Genomic DNA, 17432 nt, shown 5'->3' on the forward strand with positions numbered 1-17432 from the left:
GATTCATGCCTATCACGGTTTGTATTTTACCTACGGCAAAATGTAAACCGCGAAACTCTTACTAGGATTGATTTTGTTTTTTTAAATGAGTACCTACTCATTTAAAAGTCGCTATATAAAGACTGTGGAAGTTCTATTAGGCATAATTACTCCCTCCTTATCCAGAGAAGACATCTCTATGTATCGATTTCAGGTAAAGGCTCCCACCCAAGATGGGGAAATGATTGGTATAGTTGGCGCGATTCCTCAACTGGGATCGTGGGATGTGAAAAAATATCTACCTCTAAATACATCTAGCGATCGCTACCCTATTTGGTCTGTAGATATTGCCATCGATCCTTTAATATTGCCGAATCCGCAAGAACGCATTGAATATAAATATGTGCGGATTGCTGCCAATGGAAAAGTACAGTGGGAGTCAGATCTTGGTGAAAATCGCTGGGTTCCCATTGAGCCAGAGCATCTCGATTCAACCACCTCTACAATAATTGTTGATGATGGAGCATTTGGCTATATTCAACCTTTCCCCTATGGATATCTGGAAAATGCGATCGCTTCTACTCCTAGCATCAGCAGTGCACCTAGTGGACTCAAAGTACTAGTTTTGGGCAGTTCTGTTGCGATGGGCTGTAGTGCTTGGCTACTCAAGGGATGGGCAAGTCATCTAGGACAAGCATTACAGGAAAAATATGGGCATCAATTGGTTAACCGATCGCAATTGGGGGCAAATGTCACTAGTACAATTGAGCGCTTTGCCGCAGCAGTTGTCCCCGAAAAGCCTGATATTGTCATCATCTCTCTATCACTAGGCAATGAAGGTTTAGCCTATAGTCGCCCCCACGATCGCCGTGCCGTGCAACGTCGTTTTGAGAGCGGCTTATTGCAACTAGTTAAAATGGTTCGAGATTTGGGTGCTATTCCAATCATTGGTGGTCTCTACCCAAATGGTGACTATAACCCAGAACATAACTGGCTATTGCGCGATACTCACCATCGGATGATGAATTGGGGCGTTCCCATGCTCAATTGGTTAGATAGTTTGGACAATGGCTATGGAGGATGGAAGTCCCATCTATCACTTGATGTAGCTCATCCCAATACTGCGGGACATCAAGTGATGTTTGAGGCAATTAATCTAGAGCTATTTAACATTAGGAAAGAAGAGCGCCTGAAAGAACAAAAATCTCTTTTGCAAGTCCAAAAGCTAGAAGAGATTTCTATTTATGAAGATAAGTATGGCTTTAAAATATTCGCCTGTCCCGAAGTCCAGACTTTACGGATTATTAACAAGTCTGAACATTCCTACAATATCACTCCCACTTGGCTCGAATTACAAACAGCTTTGAAGCGCAAAGCTGAACTGACCTCTGGAACTTATATTTCCAAAAATGACGAGTTAGGAACGTTACCGCTGTTGACCGTTGGTCTGCAAGGCTCGATTGAGAATACTGTCGCAATACCTACTGGGTCAGATTTACAATATTGCTCAGCACTGAAATTTTTTGCACCCCAAAATTCTGAAATCATCTACTACGATGGATATTTAGGAATTCTGAAGGAAGGCGATCGCACAATTCGGATCATCAACGAATCTGACGAAGAATATAACATTCATCCAATGTGGAAAGAGATTCGGACAGCCCTAGCCGAAATGCCCGCGGCGGTATATCACGATCCTGCCAATCCTAATGCGCCATTTCGGACAATGATTATTGGCGATCGCGGTTTAGAAAGTCGGGTCAAAGCCCCTGCCAAGTCCACGATGCTGCTAAAATATAAGTGCAAATTATCAGAGCTAAATCGGATTGCAATTTTGCCACTAGGCGATCGCTGTGCCGCCCGAATGCTCCTATACAAAATGGAATATGATGGACCAGCATTTCCATTTGACCTAGCCCGTTCTACAAATCTCGGTGATGTTACCGACCTGGTTGTCAATGACTTTCAAGATATGTGGAATCCTGCCTATCTTCATTACAATCCTACGGATCGCCGCATCTATCATTCCAAATGGTCTGGGCTATCCTTTGGGCATGAAGTCGAAGATTCCGATGACCCAGTAAATAACATCCAGACTATTCACGAAAGGATGCGTGTTCGCTATTCAGCTCGTGCTAAGAGATTCTTATATACCCTCAAACATAGTGATGAGATTCTCTTCATCCGTACTGGTGTAACTAATCGTGACTATGTTGTCGATTTAATTGAAAAGCTCAAAATCAAATGTGCTGACAAGCCATTTCGAGTATTACTCATTTCTAAGCAAACATCCGATGAATTTTCAGGTATTCCCAATTTACTCCATTATGATTTGCATTTTAGCCCTGACTGGATGTACGACAGTCTCGACTACTGGATGGAATGCACCAGCAAAATGAAAGAGATTTTAGAGTCACTGGGTATATCCAGCCAAAATCTCTTTTGGTGTCCTCCAAATCCCAATTAGCACGAATAGGTGATGTAGAGCGCCACCTTAATCATGGGTTTAATTTTGCTATAGGTAATATTAAACCTCAAAACATTTACTGGGTTTAACTTTTCCTTGAAACCTCAATATAGTTATATAGAAGGTTATATAGAGATTCCCATTCTAAGTAACGTCAGTTAGGGTTAAGCAGGTAAATTTTAAAAGCCCAAAAGCAAAAGCCTTGCATAGCAAGGCTTTTGCTTTTGAGAGAGGTTTTGCTACGCAAAACCTCTCTCAAAGACCGTTTCAATCCCGAACTCGCTCTAAATACTTGAAAAACGCTATAAATGTAACAGCTTGTATCACGAGCCACCCAAAAGCAATAAATTTAGATATCGTGGGAATAGATGAGTTTGGATTTGGACAAATGTTAGTTGAACGTCCTAACCATAAAGAGTTAACCTCCGAAGAGTTACAAAGTTTACAAAAACTTCATACAATCATCGATCGCGCGATCGCCGATGGCAGAATTACTAAATACGAAATGGAGCAAATTGATCGCTCTATTTATGCTGATGGCAAAGTTTTTGTAGAAGAACTGACGATGGTGCGACAACTTGTGAAAGATAAAATTGATGATGGATCTCTAGCCTACGATTGGGACAACTAGAACGCAAAGCGCTATATTTGATTTGTAGCAAAAATGAATGGGCAAATGAGTAGGATTAAGCAAATCAATCGTCTGCAAGCACAGGTTATAGCAGCAAAGGAAAAGGCTCAAGACAATAAACAAGCAAATATTGAGCTTTGTGTAGTTGCAGCGTTTTACCATTTTACTGACTTGCCTGACTATGAAGCGATGCGCGCTCCTCTCAAGGAATTTTGTGATGCTCACCAACTCAAGGGTACGATCCTCCTCGCCAAAGAAGGCATCAATTCGACGATCGCAGGTAGTCGCGAAGCGATCGATGCTTTACTAGCCCATTTGCGTAGCGATCCCCGCCTTCAGAATTTAGAACATAAGGAATCCTATTGCCAAGGAATTCCATTTCAAAGGATGAAAGTAAGACTCAAAAAGGAAATTGTGACCTTAGGAGTCCCTGATATCGATCCTCGCTATCGAGTTGGTAAATATGTTGATCCTAAGGATTGGAATGAGTTACTTGCTGATCCTGATGTGATTGTCGTTGATACACGCAATAGCTATGAGGTCGAGTTTGGAACCTTTAAAGGAGCAATTAATCCCAATATCGAAACCTTTGGTGAATTCCCTCACTATGTCCAAGAGCAGTTAAGTCCTGAGAAACATCAGAAAGTTGCCATGTTCTGCACGGGTGGAATTCGTTGCGAGAAAGCTAGTTCCTATATGCTGTCTCAGGGTTTTTCTGAGGTTTATCATCTAAAGGGAGGAATTCTCAAATATTTAGAGGAGGTTCCACCAGAAGAAAGCATTTGGGAAGGTGAGTGCTTTGTCTTTGACGATCGCGTGAGTATAAATTCTATTTAGGGAATTGCTATTAATTAAAGTACCTGTGGCTTCGACTCCGCTCAGCCAACGTTAGCTGAGCGGAGTCGAAGCTAGATGTGACATTTTTTATCCGCAAGAGCCTTAGCTACTTATAAGCACAATATACGAACTTAGTGATGCAATACGAAAATTAACTTGCTATCAGGTTAATCCGATGTCAAAATATTAAGACCTAGGATAGATACAGCTCATTGCCGCCCATCCTAGTAAATATCCCGTTGGTACTGGCTCAAATGACTATGCTCGGTAAAACCCTGACTGGGCGCTATAAGATCGTCAAACAACTTGGTGGCGGCGGCTTTAGCCAAACATTTATTGCTGAAGATGGATATTTGCCTGATCGACCTTCTTGTGTGATCAAGCAACTCAAACCTGCATCATCACAAATAGAAGTATTAGAAATTTCGCGTGAACTCTTTGACAAAGAAGCTAAGGTACTTTATCGACTTGGTAAGCATGAGTGCATTCCCAGCCTACTCGCTCACTTTGAAGAGGATGAAGAGTTTTTTCTAGCACAGGAATTGATCGAAGGCGAGGTTTTGACTCAAGAAATTAAAAAGGGGGTTTGTTTAGGAGAGCAGTACACAATTGATTTTTTGACAGATATTTTAACGACTTTAGACTTTGTGCATCGGCAACAGGTCATTCATCGGGATATTAAGCCGAGTAATTTAATTCGTCGCATCAGCGATCGCCGAATTGTTTTAATCGATTTTGGTGCTGTTAAAGAAGTCAGTACCCAACCCATTAGTCAACTAGGGCATACTTCGAGTCTAGTGATTGGTTCCCCCGGCTATATGCCCAATGAGCAATATAGTGGCAAAACCATGTTTGCTAGTGATATCTATGCGATCGGTATTATTGCGGTACAAGCCTTAACAGGACTATTGCCCAATCAAATTCCTGAAGATCCAATGACCAGTGAGTTTCGTTGGCGCGATCGCGCAAAAGTAACACCGACCTTAGCAGATGTCATCGACAAGATGGTGCGGTTTGATTTCCGTCAGCGCTATCAATCCGCCAATGAAGTATTAGCTGCCCTCCAGCCATTATTAACCAAGTCTCTCGCTCAAACTATCTTTAGCGCAGTTACCCCATCATTGCTTGATGATTTATCTTTAAGTCCTGACAATTCTGATCTTCAAAATCCCAACCTCAATAACATTACTAAGAGTCCTCTCGACCTTCTCATTGATGACATTTCCGATGATCTGGAAATGAGTGAAGATCCAGTTAGAGCAAAGAAATTAGTATGCCTAGTATGTACTGGTATCTTAGAGAATGATGCCCAGCGTTTAGATAACTTCAGTTTTGTAGAACTACTTCAAGATTTATATCAGCAATATCCAACGATAGAATCACTAAAAGAGAACTTGGTCAAAGCGGTGAAGACAATCTCCGTACCCAAGCAACGCCAGTATCTCATCGTTGCCAAAACAGTCTTTAATATAGTTTCTCAACTCTATAAGCCATCAACAACCGAAGCTCCTTCCAGTAGTTCTGAGCCAGTCAGTTCTAGTGCTCAGGTAATGAGCCAACCAATTTCCTATCAAGTGAGTAACTTAGTCATTAATGCTGGCTCCGCGCAGATAGTTGCACCAATTGAGCATTCTCCAAACAGTCAAAGTGTTTTAGAAGAGAAATTACCCAATGGAGATCTTCATCCAGATTTGCCGTCAGCAGAGAGTCAATTGGGATTCACTCAAGATGAGATATCGCTCCTTAACTCCTACCCTAGTGAAGATAATGATATTTACGCATGGGTTGCCCATGATATTGATACAGATGCTCAACAAATGCGCTTAAAAAAGCTTCTATTCTATACCTATCAAGATGTATGGGAAAGCGATCTCCGTCAATTAAATAGCATTGATTGGATAGGTTTGCTAAAGGAATTAGTCACCTTTATGCCCACTTTTCCACAATTAAGAGCCTTGATTCAGGAAGCAGTGCAAAGAGTTTCTAAACCTGCGGAATATACAGTAATTGGCAATATGTTACTTGCAAAGTTGGAACCTCTTTATCCTGATAGCGCTTACCCAAATATTGCGGAAGTAGTTGCGCCACCTGTTTATCAAAACAATGGCTTTATAGAGCCTATCGCAAGTTATGAGCAATCGAAAGTTCCATTTGATCCTCAAATCGTCCATGATCTCTTTGATTTACGTTTAGAGTTAATGCGGTTCACCAACTCTATGCGAACCAAAATCTTACTATTTTCTACTCTTTATTATCCCTTCGATCCCGATCACGACAATTGGCAGGATTTGCGTACCCATGAGTTAGACGGGCTACTCCGACAGCTATTTTATGCCTATCCCTCCTTTGACAAAGTAGAACATACGCTCTGGCAAGTAGCGCGATCGCTTAATGAATCAAGTGCCTATGAGCAGTCTGCCAACTACATTCTCCAAGTGATCAAGACTCTCTATGAGCAACTTGTAGCCAAATCAATGCAGCATCCTGCCGAAGGCGGCTTACAGCCATCACAGGATACTGATTTCACGCAGCCAAGTGCCATTTTCCATCAAGGTGATGAGGACGATACTTGTCAATTTGCATAGTCCAGACAAGCAACTTCTAAAAATCTGCAAATTGTCTAGAAAAGAAATAGTAAGAGATTTAAGCAAGAGATTTTAAATAGAGACTTTAAATATGGAAGCAGCACTTACCCCTCAAGATATTTTGCGCCGTTACGCTAAAGGCGATCGCGATTTTAGTGGCATTAACCTCAATGGCATCAAACTCAGTGGTGCAAACCTAAGCCGTACCGATTGGCTAGATGTCAATTTATCAAAAGCCTATCTCAATAGTACCGTTTTAACCTTTGCCTGTCTCACCCGTGCTAATTTACGCGGAGCCGTGATGATGGGCGCACATTTGTGCGGAGCAAATCTCAACCAAGCGAGCCTCAGTAATGTCAATCTATCCAATGCAGATTTACATGGTGCAAGCCTCCAAGGTGCAACTCTATTTGGAGCTAATCTCAGTTTGGCAAACCTGATGGATGCGAACTTAATTGAAGCAGATATGCGAACGGCAAATTTAAATGGAGCGAACCTAGTCGGAGCCTGTCTAAGAGGAGCAAACCTAAGACAAGAAAGGGCTATTGGCGATCAGCATGATATTGCTCCTAGTCAAAAAAAGCGGAGCATTGCCAGTCTGCATGGTGCTAACCTATCTGGTGCTGATCTGCGGGGAGCCAATCTATCTGGCGCAGATTTACATAAAGCTGACCTGCGGGGAGCCAATCTCCAAGAAGCAACTCTCAATGGCGCTAATCTCAGTGAGGCAAAACTAAATAATGCCAATATGCAGGGCATATTTTTGAGCGAGGCAAATCTCAGTAATGCCACATTGTCAGGTGCGGTTTTAAGTAATGCAAAGTTAGAACGTGCCATCCTGATCGATGCCGATCTCAATGGTGTGAACTTACGAAGTGCGGTCATGGCAGATGTTAAGGCAAGTCGAGTCCAGATGCAGGGCACAGATCTGACTGATACAAAGTTTTCCCGTGCCGATCTGAGTCGTGCTGATTTGCGAGGAGCGATTATGGTACGGGCAAATCTCATTGAGGCTTATTTAGCAAGAACAAATCTAGCAAATGCGAATTTAACGGATGCCATTCTCAACCGTGCTGAACTCAGCAGTGCCAATCTTGTCGGTGCAATTCTCATTGGCGCAACGCTACCTGATGGGAAAATTCATAAATAAAGAATCAATTTTTGAGGTGTGGCAAAGCCACACCTCAAAAATTGATTCTTTATTGAACTGCAAAACTCCAAGTGCCACTTAAATTAACAGAAATTATGCAAGATGCTAGACAATATGCTCCAGCTACTCTAAGAAATCGTGAAGCAATCTTAGAAGTCCTACTCAAAAACTTGCCCACCACAGGCAATATTCTAGAAATTGCGAGTGGTACTGGCGAACATTCTGTCTACTTTGCGCCACACCTCCATCCTCGCCAATGGATTGCATCTGATCCTAATCCGATCGCAATTTCTAGTATCATCGCTTGGCAGCAACACGAGCCATCGCCAAATTTAGTTGAGCCGTTAAATATTGATGTAACTGCGGCGGATTGGAGCGATCGCTATCAATTAAAAAGTCAAGATATTCAGGCGATCGTCAATATCAATATGCTCCATATTGCGCCTTGGAAAGCTTGCCTAGGATTAATGGCTGGAGCAAATAGGATTTTGCCAGAAGGTGGCATTCTGTATCTTTACGGTGCTTATAAACAAAATGGTAAACATATATCCCTAAGCAATGCTGACTTTGATGCTAGTTTGCGCTATCAAAACCCAGAGTGGGGCGTTCGCGATCTCGAAGCAGTCATAGAGGTTGCCGCCGCCGAAAACCTCGTACTCCAAAAAGTACAATCAATGCCAGCCAATAACCTTTCTGTATTTTTTCAGAAAATTAGCAAGTAACTTAACGCGAGTTCAGGATAATTTGAAACGGGCTTTGAGAGAGGGTTTGCGTAGCAAACCCTCTCTCAAAGCCCAAAAGTAAAAGCCTTGCTAAGCAAGGCTTTTACTTTTGGGCTTTTAAAATTTGCCAGCTTAACCCGAACTGAGATTAACTTAACCTCAATTCAGCAAATCACTGTAAAGCCATTTCATAAGCTTGCAAAGCTTACAAACTACCTAAATCAAGCAATTCTGGGTGACTTTAAAAATTCTTGTTCCCCCAGAATTGGGGGCTAGGGGGCGATTAATTTTTGAGGTGAGGATGTACATAGCAAATCCTCTCTTAAAGCTTGTTTTAAATTCTTCTAGGCTTAGAAACAGTGCTTTGCAAAGCCCCTATTCTTTTGGGTTATGAAAAGCTGTATATTGGCTAGAGTGACACATTTATCGATACAAAATTTAAAAAACCTTGATTGCAACTCCCATTAAACCAACTGTAACGACAAGACGACCTGTATTTCCTTTCACCGCTGTGATCGGACAGGAAGAGATGAAGCTCGCCCTGTTGCTCAACGTCATCGATCCTAAAATCGGTGGAGTCATGGTAATGGGCGATCGCGGTACGGGCAAATCCACCACCGTTCGCGCCCTTGCCGACCTCCTACCTGAAATTGAAGTTGTTGCCGATGATCCCTTTAGTAGCCATCCTACCGATGGTGACTTACAAAGCGAAGAAGTCCGCCAACGCATTGCTAATGGTGAAAAACTACCTGTGACTACGAAGCAAGTAATCATGGTGGACTTACCTCTCGGTGCAACAGAAGACCGTGTTTGCGGCACAATTGACATCGAAAAAGCACTATCCGAAGGGGTCAAAGCCTTTGAAGTCGGTCTACTTGCTAAGGCAAATCGTGGCATTCTCTACATTGATGAAGTTAACCTCCTCGACGATCACCTCGTTGATGTATTACTAGACTCTGCCGCCTCTGGTTGGAATACCGTTGAGCGTGAAGGGATTTCGATTCGCCACCCTGCCCGATTTGTGCTAGTTGGTTCAGGCAACCCTGAAGAAGGCGAGTTACGTCCACAGTTACTCGATCGCTTTGGGATGTATGCCGAAATTAAGACCGCCCGCGATCCTGAACTGCGCTTGCAAATTGTAGAAAATCGCACCACCTTTGATAACAATCCCCATGCATTTCTGGCTGAAAAAGCTGCTCAACAATCTGAAAAGCAGGCACAGATTGTGAGAGCACAGCAAATTCTGAATGAGGTCAATATTGAGCGGGATCTCCGTTTAAAAATCTCCACAGTTTGTGCTGACCTAAATATTGATGGTTTGCGTGGTGATATTGTGACCACCCGTGCAGCAAAGGCTTATGCAGCTTCGGAAGGACGAAAAGAAGTAGAAGTAGATGATATCAAAGCGGTAATTGGTCTCTGTCTGCGTCACCGTCTCCGCAAAGATCCTCTGGAATCAATTGATTCAGGCTATAAAGTTCTCAAAACCTTCAACCAAGTATTTGGCATCGAGGAAGAATAATCAAGAAGAGGCTGTCCAATAGACAGCCTCTTCTTGATTAGACCCTTTCTACAGGGAACTGAATCTCTGTAATATATGATTCGTTATCAAATTCAGAACCACCTTGAATATAGAACTCACGGTTTGCACCGATGCAGCGATAGCCATTGTTCTCAATCCAAGTTAACAAATGCTCATAAGCCTTTGGAAAATCTTGATAACTGCCATGATGAACTACACAGGCGATCGCCTCATAGCCTTGCAATTCATAGACCTTAATACGGTCATTACCTTTAGTACCTGATGGCACAGCTAAGACAGCCTCAGCATCCACATCACTTTCCTTGTAACCAAGGTCATGCCAGATGGCAGCATCATAGCCAAACTTAGTAATGCCTTGCTGACCGAGAAATTGATACAACTCTTGAAACAGTTGTGTGATCGCAAAATAATTGGGCAAAATCTCGCGAATTGAAGCAACAGTAATTGGTTCACTTTTTTTAATGATGACTTCGTAATCAGACATAACATTCTCCTGTTCAATTTGTCTAAGTCGGGCGGCTACTCTAATCAGTCTTGCTTGTTCTTCTTCAATTAGTTGCTGCAAATCAGCTTGCTTGATCCGCAACATACCGCGCATCTGTTCGATAGAAATCTCTTCATTTAGCAATTGCAAAATTTGCTCTAAAGAGAATCCCAAATCTTTGAAGGCAAGAATGCGATGCAATCTAGGTAATTGACTGACTGAGTAAAAGCGATAACCCGTAAAATGATCGACTGAGATTGGCTTAAGCAATCCCATTTCGTCGTAGAGGCGTAGCGCCTTAATAGACACCTGACTGAGCTTAGAAAAATCTCCAATCTTGAGCATTTCGTTAATCTCTTGAATCCTCTTGTTGTGATTACAACATCTCCTCTAGGGGGAGAGTCAATATAGAATTTTAATTTTGCCTGCGACAATGCAAGTGCTTAGGAAATCCCCAAAAAAGATGAGTAGCTCTTTGAGACTTACGATTGACATATTGATTTATTGTGTCAAACTAGCATCAATTCTAGTCATCTAAATTACTCTAGAGCTTGATGTATATGGCAATTCCTCAGCATTTAACCAAGATTGTTGCCACAATTGGACCAGCAAGCCGATCCCCTAACGTATTTCGCAGAATGGTAGAAGCAGGGGTCACCGTTGCGAGATTGAATTTCTCCCATGGCAGCTATGCAGACCATGCCAAGACTATTACAATGATTCGAGAAGTATCGGAAGAAATGGATGTTCCGATCACAATTTTACAAGATTTACAGGGTCCCAAAATTCGCGTTGGTGAGCTACCTCCAACTGGGATCAAGCTGATTGAAGGCAATTCGATTACACTCATTCCCATAGATCCAAACCAGACAAGCGATCGCCATTATGCAGATGCCATCACAATTGATTATCCATACGTTGCTGAAGAAGCGACGATTGGCACTCAAATCCTCTTAGCTGATGGCATTTTTGAACTCAAGGTCACTGGGCTTGAAGGTAATGCTGTGTATTGCGAAGTCATTAAAGGCGGTATCCTCACGAGTCATAAAGGCGTAAACTTTCCCAGTTTAAATTTACGGTTGCCTTCCATGACCGAAAAAGATCAACAGGATCTCGCATTTGGGCTAGCACAGGGTGTGGATTGGATTTCGTTAAGCTTTGTCCGCCAAGCCGCAGATGTCAAGCGACTTAAATCCTTAATTGCAGAACATGGAAAGACAGATATATCGATTATTGCCAAAATCGAAAAACCACAGGCGATCGCTAATCTTGAAGAAATCATCGCTGTAGTCGATGGCATCATGGTGGCAAGGGGGGATTTAGGCGTAGAAATGCCTCCCGAGCGAGTACCCATGATTCAGAAACATATCATTCGTCGTTGCAATGAAGTTGGTATTCCTGTGATTACGGCAACACAGATGCTAGAAAGCATGATCCAAAATCCACGTCCAACTAGAGCCGAGGCAAGTGATGTCGCCAATGCAATTATGGATGGTACAGATGCCGTCATGCTCTCAGGTGAATCGGCAGTAGGAGACTATCCTGTGCAAGCTGTAGAGATGATGACGCGGATTGCCTCTGAAGTGGAAAAGGATGCCTCATTTATCAATTATCCTGCCTCTAGAACCGATGAAGTCCATGCCATTAGTGAAGCACTCCATGCCATTTCTGATGTCATCGACTTTCGTTGCATTGTTGCCTTTACCGCAACTGGCTATACTGCGATTCTGGCATCAAAGGAGCGACTCAAACTCCCTATTATTGCGCTCACTCCCAGTATTAATGTGTACCACCGTCTTAATTTAGTCTGGGGAGTTAAGCCTCTGTTGTTAGAACAAGAGGTAAATTCCTTTGAGATGGTAATCCAACAGGTAGAGTCCTATTTAATTGGACGCAATTTAGCATCCCAAGGCGATCGCGTTTTGATTGTGGGAGGCATTCCTATGGGTGTGCAAGGCGGCACAAACTTCCTGAAGATTCATATCCTGTCATGATATGCCTAATCGTATGTAGAGCAGCTAAGCTGCTCTACATACGATTAGTTTCTTGATCGAGAACCTGTTCGACCTGTGCATAAATTGCCTGTGCTTCTGCGGGAGAGTTACCGATACTAGTGAGTCCTAATTTACCAAATTCCGATAGGCAACTCATGAGATGGAATACCGTTCCTGTTTCTGTGCTGCTATCAAAATGTAACCGATGGTAAGCAATGATATCCATTAGATCATGGGGTAGCAATCCTCTGTATTGAGGCTTTTGGAGGTTATCTGTTGCTACATAATATTTTTCTTGACCTTGGCGGCTATAGAACTTTCCATCTTCAAGTTGGAATTTACCATTAGTGAGAAACCTCAGTGTCATAAATGGATGGGTTGTGCCACCTTTACGGAGATTAATCTCGATCGCTTGTAAATCCCAATTTCCATTCGCTTGTTTCACTGCCACAAAATCCACCCCATAGCGTTCTAAAGCACCCTTACTCGCTAGATTTTTACCAATTGCCAAACCGATTTCTTGTAATTTTAGGCGATAGGCAGCATCAGCAGGAAAGCTACAACCTAGATATACCTGTCCATCGGAACCTCCTAAGATCTGATCATGGGTAGAAAGAATTTCTACTTCACCTGTTGGCGTGATCCGACCTTGCACACTAGGCGATCGCTTTTCTTCACCTTCGATAAATGCCTCAACAATTGCTCCTAGTTCAGGAATCCGCCGCGCATAGTTGCTCCATGTTTCATGATTGGACTGGAAGCGCATAGAGGCAAAGAGATCACAAATAGCGGCACTCCGATCAGCGAGACTCGTTTTTCCATTTTGATTAATTTCTGCGATCGTATCTAAACATAAAATTGCATTACCTTCCCCAGAAAAGCCTTCGTTGAGCTTAACGACCATCCGCTTCAGATCTGGTTGTCTTTGCCACAGTTCAGCGGCAGCGATCGCTAAATCTCCAATTGTCCATACGAGCTGACTGCCATCAGGATGAGGAATTCCTGTTTCGGCAAATACTTGACGACTTCCACTTTTGGTTCCCAAATGTAATAAATCGGGATCGACTGCCCATAGAGGAATATCCAGTTGAATTGACAATTCCCGCTCTAAAGGTGTGGAATTGAAACAAATCATATATGCCTTATCAAGGCGTAATGATTGTCGAATCCGTTCGATTAAACGTGGGCGTTCGAGAATTTTCTGGGATAGTGGCTTCTCGGCGGCATCATAGGTAGTAAGTGTGACTAAGCGTTCCCTTGCATGGGAAAAGGGAATCCCCGGTAATAATTGCAGATAATAATCGATGATGATCGGGGCTAAGGGCTGCGAAGTCAGATAAACCAAGCGATTGCGAGGGTTACGCAGGCGAATTAGCGAAAATAATAAACGCTCTTCGTAGTGATGGCTACCTTCAACTTTTTTCAGTTCCGATGGGTCAAGGGTCAAGGATGGCACAACGAGAATATCGTAATCACTTTGCTCGAATTGTTCGATATTTTGCCAGCGATCGCGTAGTTGTATTTGTAATTCACGGAAACGCTGTGTAGATTCTCGTGCGATGAAGCCCATATTTTGATGATCCATGACAACCTCCAGCGATGCTATGGCGGTTTTCATTTTGCCAAAGACAAAATAAAAACTTAAAACTCTTGCTAGGATTGATTTCCAGTTATCACATGCATATGTACGCATGTGATAACTGCTGTAACCCATTTTCAGAGTTGAGTAAGAAACCATTTAAGAATACTTTCTACGATCAAAAGATCTAAGAGATCCCCTCCAGCCCCTCTTAAAAGGCTACGGTGTACACACAACTATCTAAGTTTTGATTTATCTAAGCCCCCCCTAAATCCCCCAATTCTGGGGGACTTTGAAAGACTTTTATTTTCTTGTTCCCCCAGTATTGGGGGCTAGGGGGAGATTAATTGTGATCTTGACTAGGTTTTATGACTTGTGTGTACAAGGTAAAAAAAGGGGAGAGAATTTTCTTCTTCCCCTTTTTTAAGGGGAAGAAGAAAATTCTTAAATTAGTTCTAACAGGAGTCCATTGGCATTTATTGTAGATTTTGGTTGATGTTTTATGAGTTACGAATAGTTAAGAATGGAAGTCACTAAAATGGCTATTTGGGTTCTATTCCGTAAATTTAGCTGACTTAAAATATTGGTAACGTGATTTTTTACAGTCTTCGTGGATATGTAAAGCTGACTCGCAATTTCTTCATTATTTGCCCCTGTAGCGATTAATTTCACGATTTGCTGTTCTCTAGGAGTAAGTTTATCCCAATCAGTTGTAGAAACTTCCACATTTTCGGGAATTCGAGCGATCACCTTGCGTCCTAAGTTCAAATCTAAATGCATATAGCCCCGATACACTGCCTGAATCGCAAAGGATAATTCTTCAGGTGGTGTATTTTTTAAAATATATCCCGATGCACCATATTTCAAAGCTTGAGATATATATTCTTCAGTATCATCAACCGTAAGAATCAATATCTTCGTTTCTGGAAAGCGATCGCCAATTTGTTTAGTTGCTTCCACTCCATCCATGACTGGCATTTGAATATCCATTAGCACCACATCGGGCTTAAGGTTTTCTATTTGGGCGATCGCTAATTGTCCATTTTCCGCTTCGCCGACAATCTCTAATGCCGATTCATCACCGAGAGAGATTCGCAGAGCACGACGGATAAAGGAATGATCGTCAACAAGTAAAACGCGGATTTTCATGGGAGCTACCTATTACAGCGCTTTGCGCTGACTTGAAATCCAGATAAATCCTTGAAAGCTTTGTAAAGCAATGCTTTCAAGGATTTATCTGTACTACTTTAAGCCTCAACAGGCTGTAATACTAATTCATGAAAGTGTATCAACACCTCCGTGAACTAAAATCCAATCCCAGTAAGATTTATAGCAAAACAAAAAATGGCTATGCTATTTTTTGTTTTGCTATAAATCGATGGCTTCTAAGAGCAGGTTAGCGGTTTCTCTGATAGGAATCAAGTGGCGATAGTCCTAATTTGGCATAGGACTAAAGTACTAGACAAATTCAGGACTTCAGCTTCATGTGCTATTTCTAGCTCAACTATAGGATAGGAATATCGAAATGAGGAGGTTCCTATCATGTCCAAGATTCTCGTTGTTGAAGATAGCAAGACCCAAAGGGAAATGATTGCTAATTTACTCCACAATAATCAATTTGAAGTGGTAACAGCTAACAATGGCTTGGAAGCTTTGTCTCAAGCAGAATTACTCCATCCTGATCTCGTGATTTTAGATATCATTATGCCGAAAATGAATGGCTATGAACTTTGTCGGAAGCTTAGAGATAATCCCGATACTTGGGATATCAACATCATCATGTGTTCCAGCAAATCTACAATAGTTGATCGGCATTGGGGCTTGCGACAAGGCGCAAATGCTTACATTAGTAAGCCTTTTCCACCAGAAGACCTAGTTGATACAGTTAAAGAATTGCTCAAGAGTAAGTAGCTGCCCCCATAGCTGTCAGCATAACAATCTGGCAGTGGTTGATAGTGATGCTGAGCTACTTAATTGATTTCGTATTACCATAAGAGAAAGTAGGTAAAGAGTTGCTAGTTTCTGTGACTGATATCTTTACCTCAAAACAGCAATCTACAAAAAGTGATAGGGAATCAAGTGTCTGGGAATGTATCTATGAATTTGGCAGAGAATTTGGTAGCTTCGATTCAACATACGCGCACTGCCGCGATCGCCTTGGCGAAATTGCCGACTGCTGCCAAAAATGCTGCCCTAGAAGCGATCGCCATCGCCCTAGAGCAAAATTCGGAAACAATTTTGGCGGCTAACCAAAAGGATGTCGTGGCGGCGAATGCTGCCCAATTGCCTAGCGCCTTGATCGCTCGTCTTAAGCTCGATCCGAGTAAGCTCAAAAGTATGGTTGCTGGCGTTCGTGATGTGATTCGCCTTGCCGATCCTATTGGCGATCGCCAAATTCATCGGGAATTAGATGCAGGCTTAATTCTCGAACGTCTTTCCTGCCCACTAGGTGTGATAGGAGTCATTTTTGAAGCGCGCCCCGATGCCGTCACCCAAATTGCTGCCCTTGGCATTAAATCGGGCAATGGGGTGATTCTCAAAGGTGGGAGTGAAGCGGTCAATTCCTGTGAAGCGATCGCTGCCGTGATGCGTGAGGCTTTAGAGAAGTTATACGAAAATACTGAAGATGCCTCAAGTCATGCAGTATCACCTCATGTAGTACAGCTATTAACCACCCGTGCCGAGACTTTAGCAATTCTCCACATGGATAAATTAATTGACCTGATTATTCCTAGAGGTTCCAATCAATTTGTCCGCTATATTCAAGACAATACGAATATTCCCGTACTTGGTCATGCTGATGGAATTTGCCATTTATACGTTGATGCGGCTGCGGATCTCCATAAAGCAGTAGCGATCGCCGTCGATAGCAAGACCCAATATCCTGCCGCCTGTAATGCGATCGAAACTCTGTTAGTACATAACGAGATCGCACCTCAATATTTTCCTTTAGCTTTAACTGCTTTTCAAGAACGTGGCGTGAAATTACTGGGATGCGATCGCACCCAAAAAATCATTGATGTTTTGCCCGCCATCGAATCAGATTGGTCAACGGAATATTCGGATTTGATCCTATCGATCAAAATTGTTGATACCTTAGAGGAAGCGATCGCCCATATCACCACCTATGGCTCCAAGCACACAGAAGCGATCGTCACTGAAAATCAAACGATCGCGGATATCTTCACCAGTGATGTTGATGCAGCAGGGGTATATCACAACTGCTCCACTAGATTTGCCGATGGTTTCCGCTATGGCTTTGGGGCAGAAGTAGGCATCAGTACCAATAAAATGCCCCCACGGGGTCCCGTTGGCTTAGAAGGACTTGTTACCTATAAATATCGTCTTGTCGGTAATGGTCATATTGTCGCAGACTATGCGGGAACTAATGCCAAAGCTTTTACCCATAGGGATGTATAAAAAAAGGAAAGATGGATTAATCCATCTTTCCTTTTTTTATA

The 17432-nt window shown here is 42.5% G+C and carries 13 protein-coding genes; 10 read left to right on the forward strand and 3 right to left on the reverse strand.

Annotated elements, in window-relative coordinates; translation table 11 throughout:
- Positions 1 to 124: 124 nt before the first annotated feature.
- From HC246_RS03625 to bchI, 7 genes are all read left to right on the forward strand, one after another.
- Positions 125 to 2446: a DUF1796 family putative cysteine peptidase gene (locus HC246_RS03625; RefSeq protein ID WP_318655894.1), complete on the forward strand. Its 2322-nt coding sequence runs from the start codon at positions 125 to 127 to the stop codon at positions 2444 to 2446.
- 358 nt (positions 2447 to 2804) lie between these two features.
- A complete protein-coding gene (locus HC246_RS03630) occupies positions 2805 to 3077 on the forward strand; it encodes a hypothetical protein (RefSeq protein WP_318655895.1) in 273 nt (90 codons plus the stop codon).
- 45 nt (positions 3078 to 3122) lie between these two features.
- Positions 3123 to 3914 carry an oxygen-dependent tRNA uridine(34) hydroxylase TrhO gene (gene trhO, locus HC246_RS03635; RefSeq protein WP_169362201.1) on the forward strand — a complete coding sequence of 264 codons (792 nt, stop codon included), beginning with the start codon at positions 3123 to 3125 and terminating at the stop codon, positions 3912 to 3914.
- Between the two features lie 212 nt (positions 3915 to 4126).
- Positions 4127 to 6499, forward strand: coding sequence for a serine/threonine-protein kinase (locus tag HC246_RS03640; protein WP_225902905.1), 2373 nt, complete (start codon positions 4127 to 4129; stop codon positions 6497 to 6499).
- A gap of 91 nt (positions 6500 to 6590) precedes the next feature.
- The gene (locus tag HC246_RS03645; RefSeq protein ID WP_169362202.1) at positions 6591 to 7649 is read left to right on the forward strand and encodes a pentapeptide repeat-containing protein; all 1059 of its coding nucleotides are present in this window, start codon (positions 6591 to 6593) and stop codon (positions 7647 to 7649) included.
- Positions 7650 to 7744: 95 nt separating this feature from the next.
- Positions 7745 to 8371 carry a DUF938 domain-containing protein gene (locus HC246_RS03650; protein ID WP_169362203.1) on the forward strand — a complete coding sequence of 209 codons (627 nt, stop codon included), beginning with the start codon at positions 7745 to 7747 and terminating at the stop codon, positions 8369 to 8371.
- Between the two features lie 448 nt (positions 8372 to 8819).
- Positions 8820 to 9893, forward strand: a complete 1074-nt coding sequence (gene bchI / locus HC246_RS03655) for a magnesium chelatase ATPase subunit I (protein ID WP_169362204.1) — start codon at positions 8820 to 8822, stop codon at positions 9891 to 9893.
- Between the two features lie 37 nt (positions 9894 to 9930).
- Here bchI and HC246_RS03660 read toward each other — a convergent pair whose 3' ends face one another.
- On the reverse strand, positions 9931 to 10743 hold the full coding sequence (locus HC246_RS03660; protein ID WP_169362205.1) for a MerR family transcriptional regulator: 813 nt from the start codon (positions 10741 to 10743) through the stop codon (positions 9931 to 9933).
- A 215-nt stretch (positions 10744 to 10958) separates the two neighbouring features.
- Here HC246_RS03660 and pyk point away from each other — a divergent pair, with 215 nt between their 5' ends.
- Complete coding sequence (pyk, locus tag HC246_RS03665) at positions 10959 to 12392, forward strand: pyruvate kinase (protein WP_169362206.1); 1434 nt, start codon at positions 10959 to 10961, stop codon at positions 12390 to 12392.
- Between the two features lie 34 nt (positions 12393 to 12426).
- Here pyk and HC246_RS03670 read toward each other — a convergent pair whose 3' ends face one another.
- Both HC246_RS03670 and HC246_RS03675 read right to left on the reverse strand, forming a co-directional pair.
- The gene (locus tag HC246_RS03670; protein ID WP_169362207.1) at positions 12427 to 13977 is read right to left on the reverse strand and encodes a peptide ligase PGM1-related protein; all 1551 of its coding nucleotides are present in this window, start codon (positions 13975 to 13977) and stop codon (positions 12427 to 12429) included.
- A 501-nt stretch (positions 13978 to 14478) separates the two neighbouring features.
- Positions 14479 to 15120 (reverse strand): response regulator, encoded by a 642-nt coding sequence (locus HC246_RS03675; protein ID WP_169362208.1) that lies wholly within the window; start codon positions 15118 to 15120, stop codon positions 14479 to 14481.
- Positions 15121 to 15513: 393 nt separating this feature from the next.
- Between HC246_RS03675 and HC246_RS03680 the strand changes: the two genes are divergently transcribed.
- Together HC246_RS03680 and HC246_RS03685 are read left to right on the forward strand one after the other, a co-directional pair.
- Entirely contained in the window at positions 15514 to 15882 is a 369-nt protein-coding gene (locus HC246_RS03680) for a response regulator transcription factor (protein WP_169362209.1), read from the forward strand.
- Between the two features lie 186 nt (positions 15883 to 16068).
- Positions 16069 to 17391 carry a glutamate-5-semialdehyde dehydrogenase gene (locus tag HC246_RS03685; protein WP_211167622.1) on the forward strand — a complete coding sequence of 441 codons (1323 nt, stop codon included), beginning with the start codon at positions 16069 to 16071 and terminating at the stop codon, positions 17389 to 17391.
- Positions 17392 to 17432 lie beyond the last annotated feature (41 nt).

Source organism: Pseudanabaena yagii GIHE-NHR1 (genome assembly GCF_012863495.1).
Taxonomy (GTDB): Bacteria; Cyanobacteriota; Cyanobacteriia; order Pseudanabaenales; family Pseudanabaenaceae; genus Pseudanabaena; species Pseudanabaena yagii.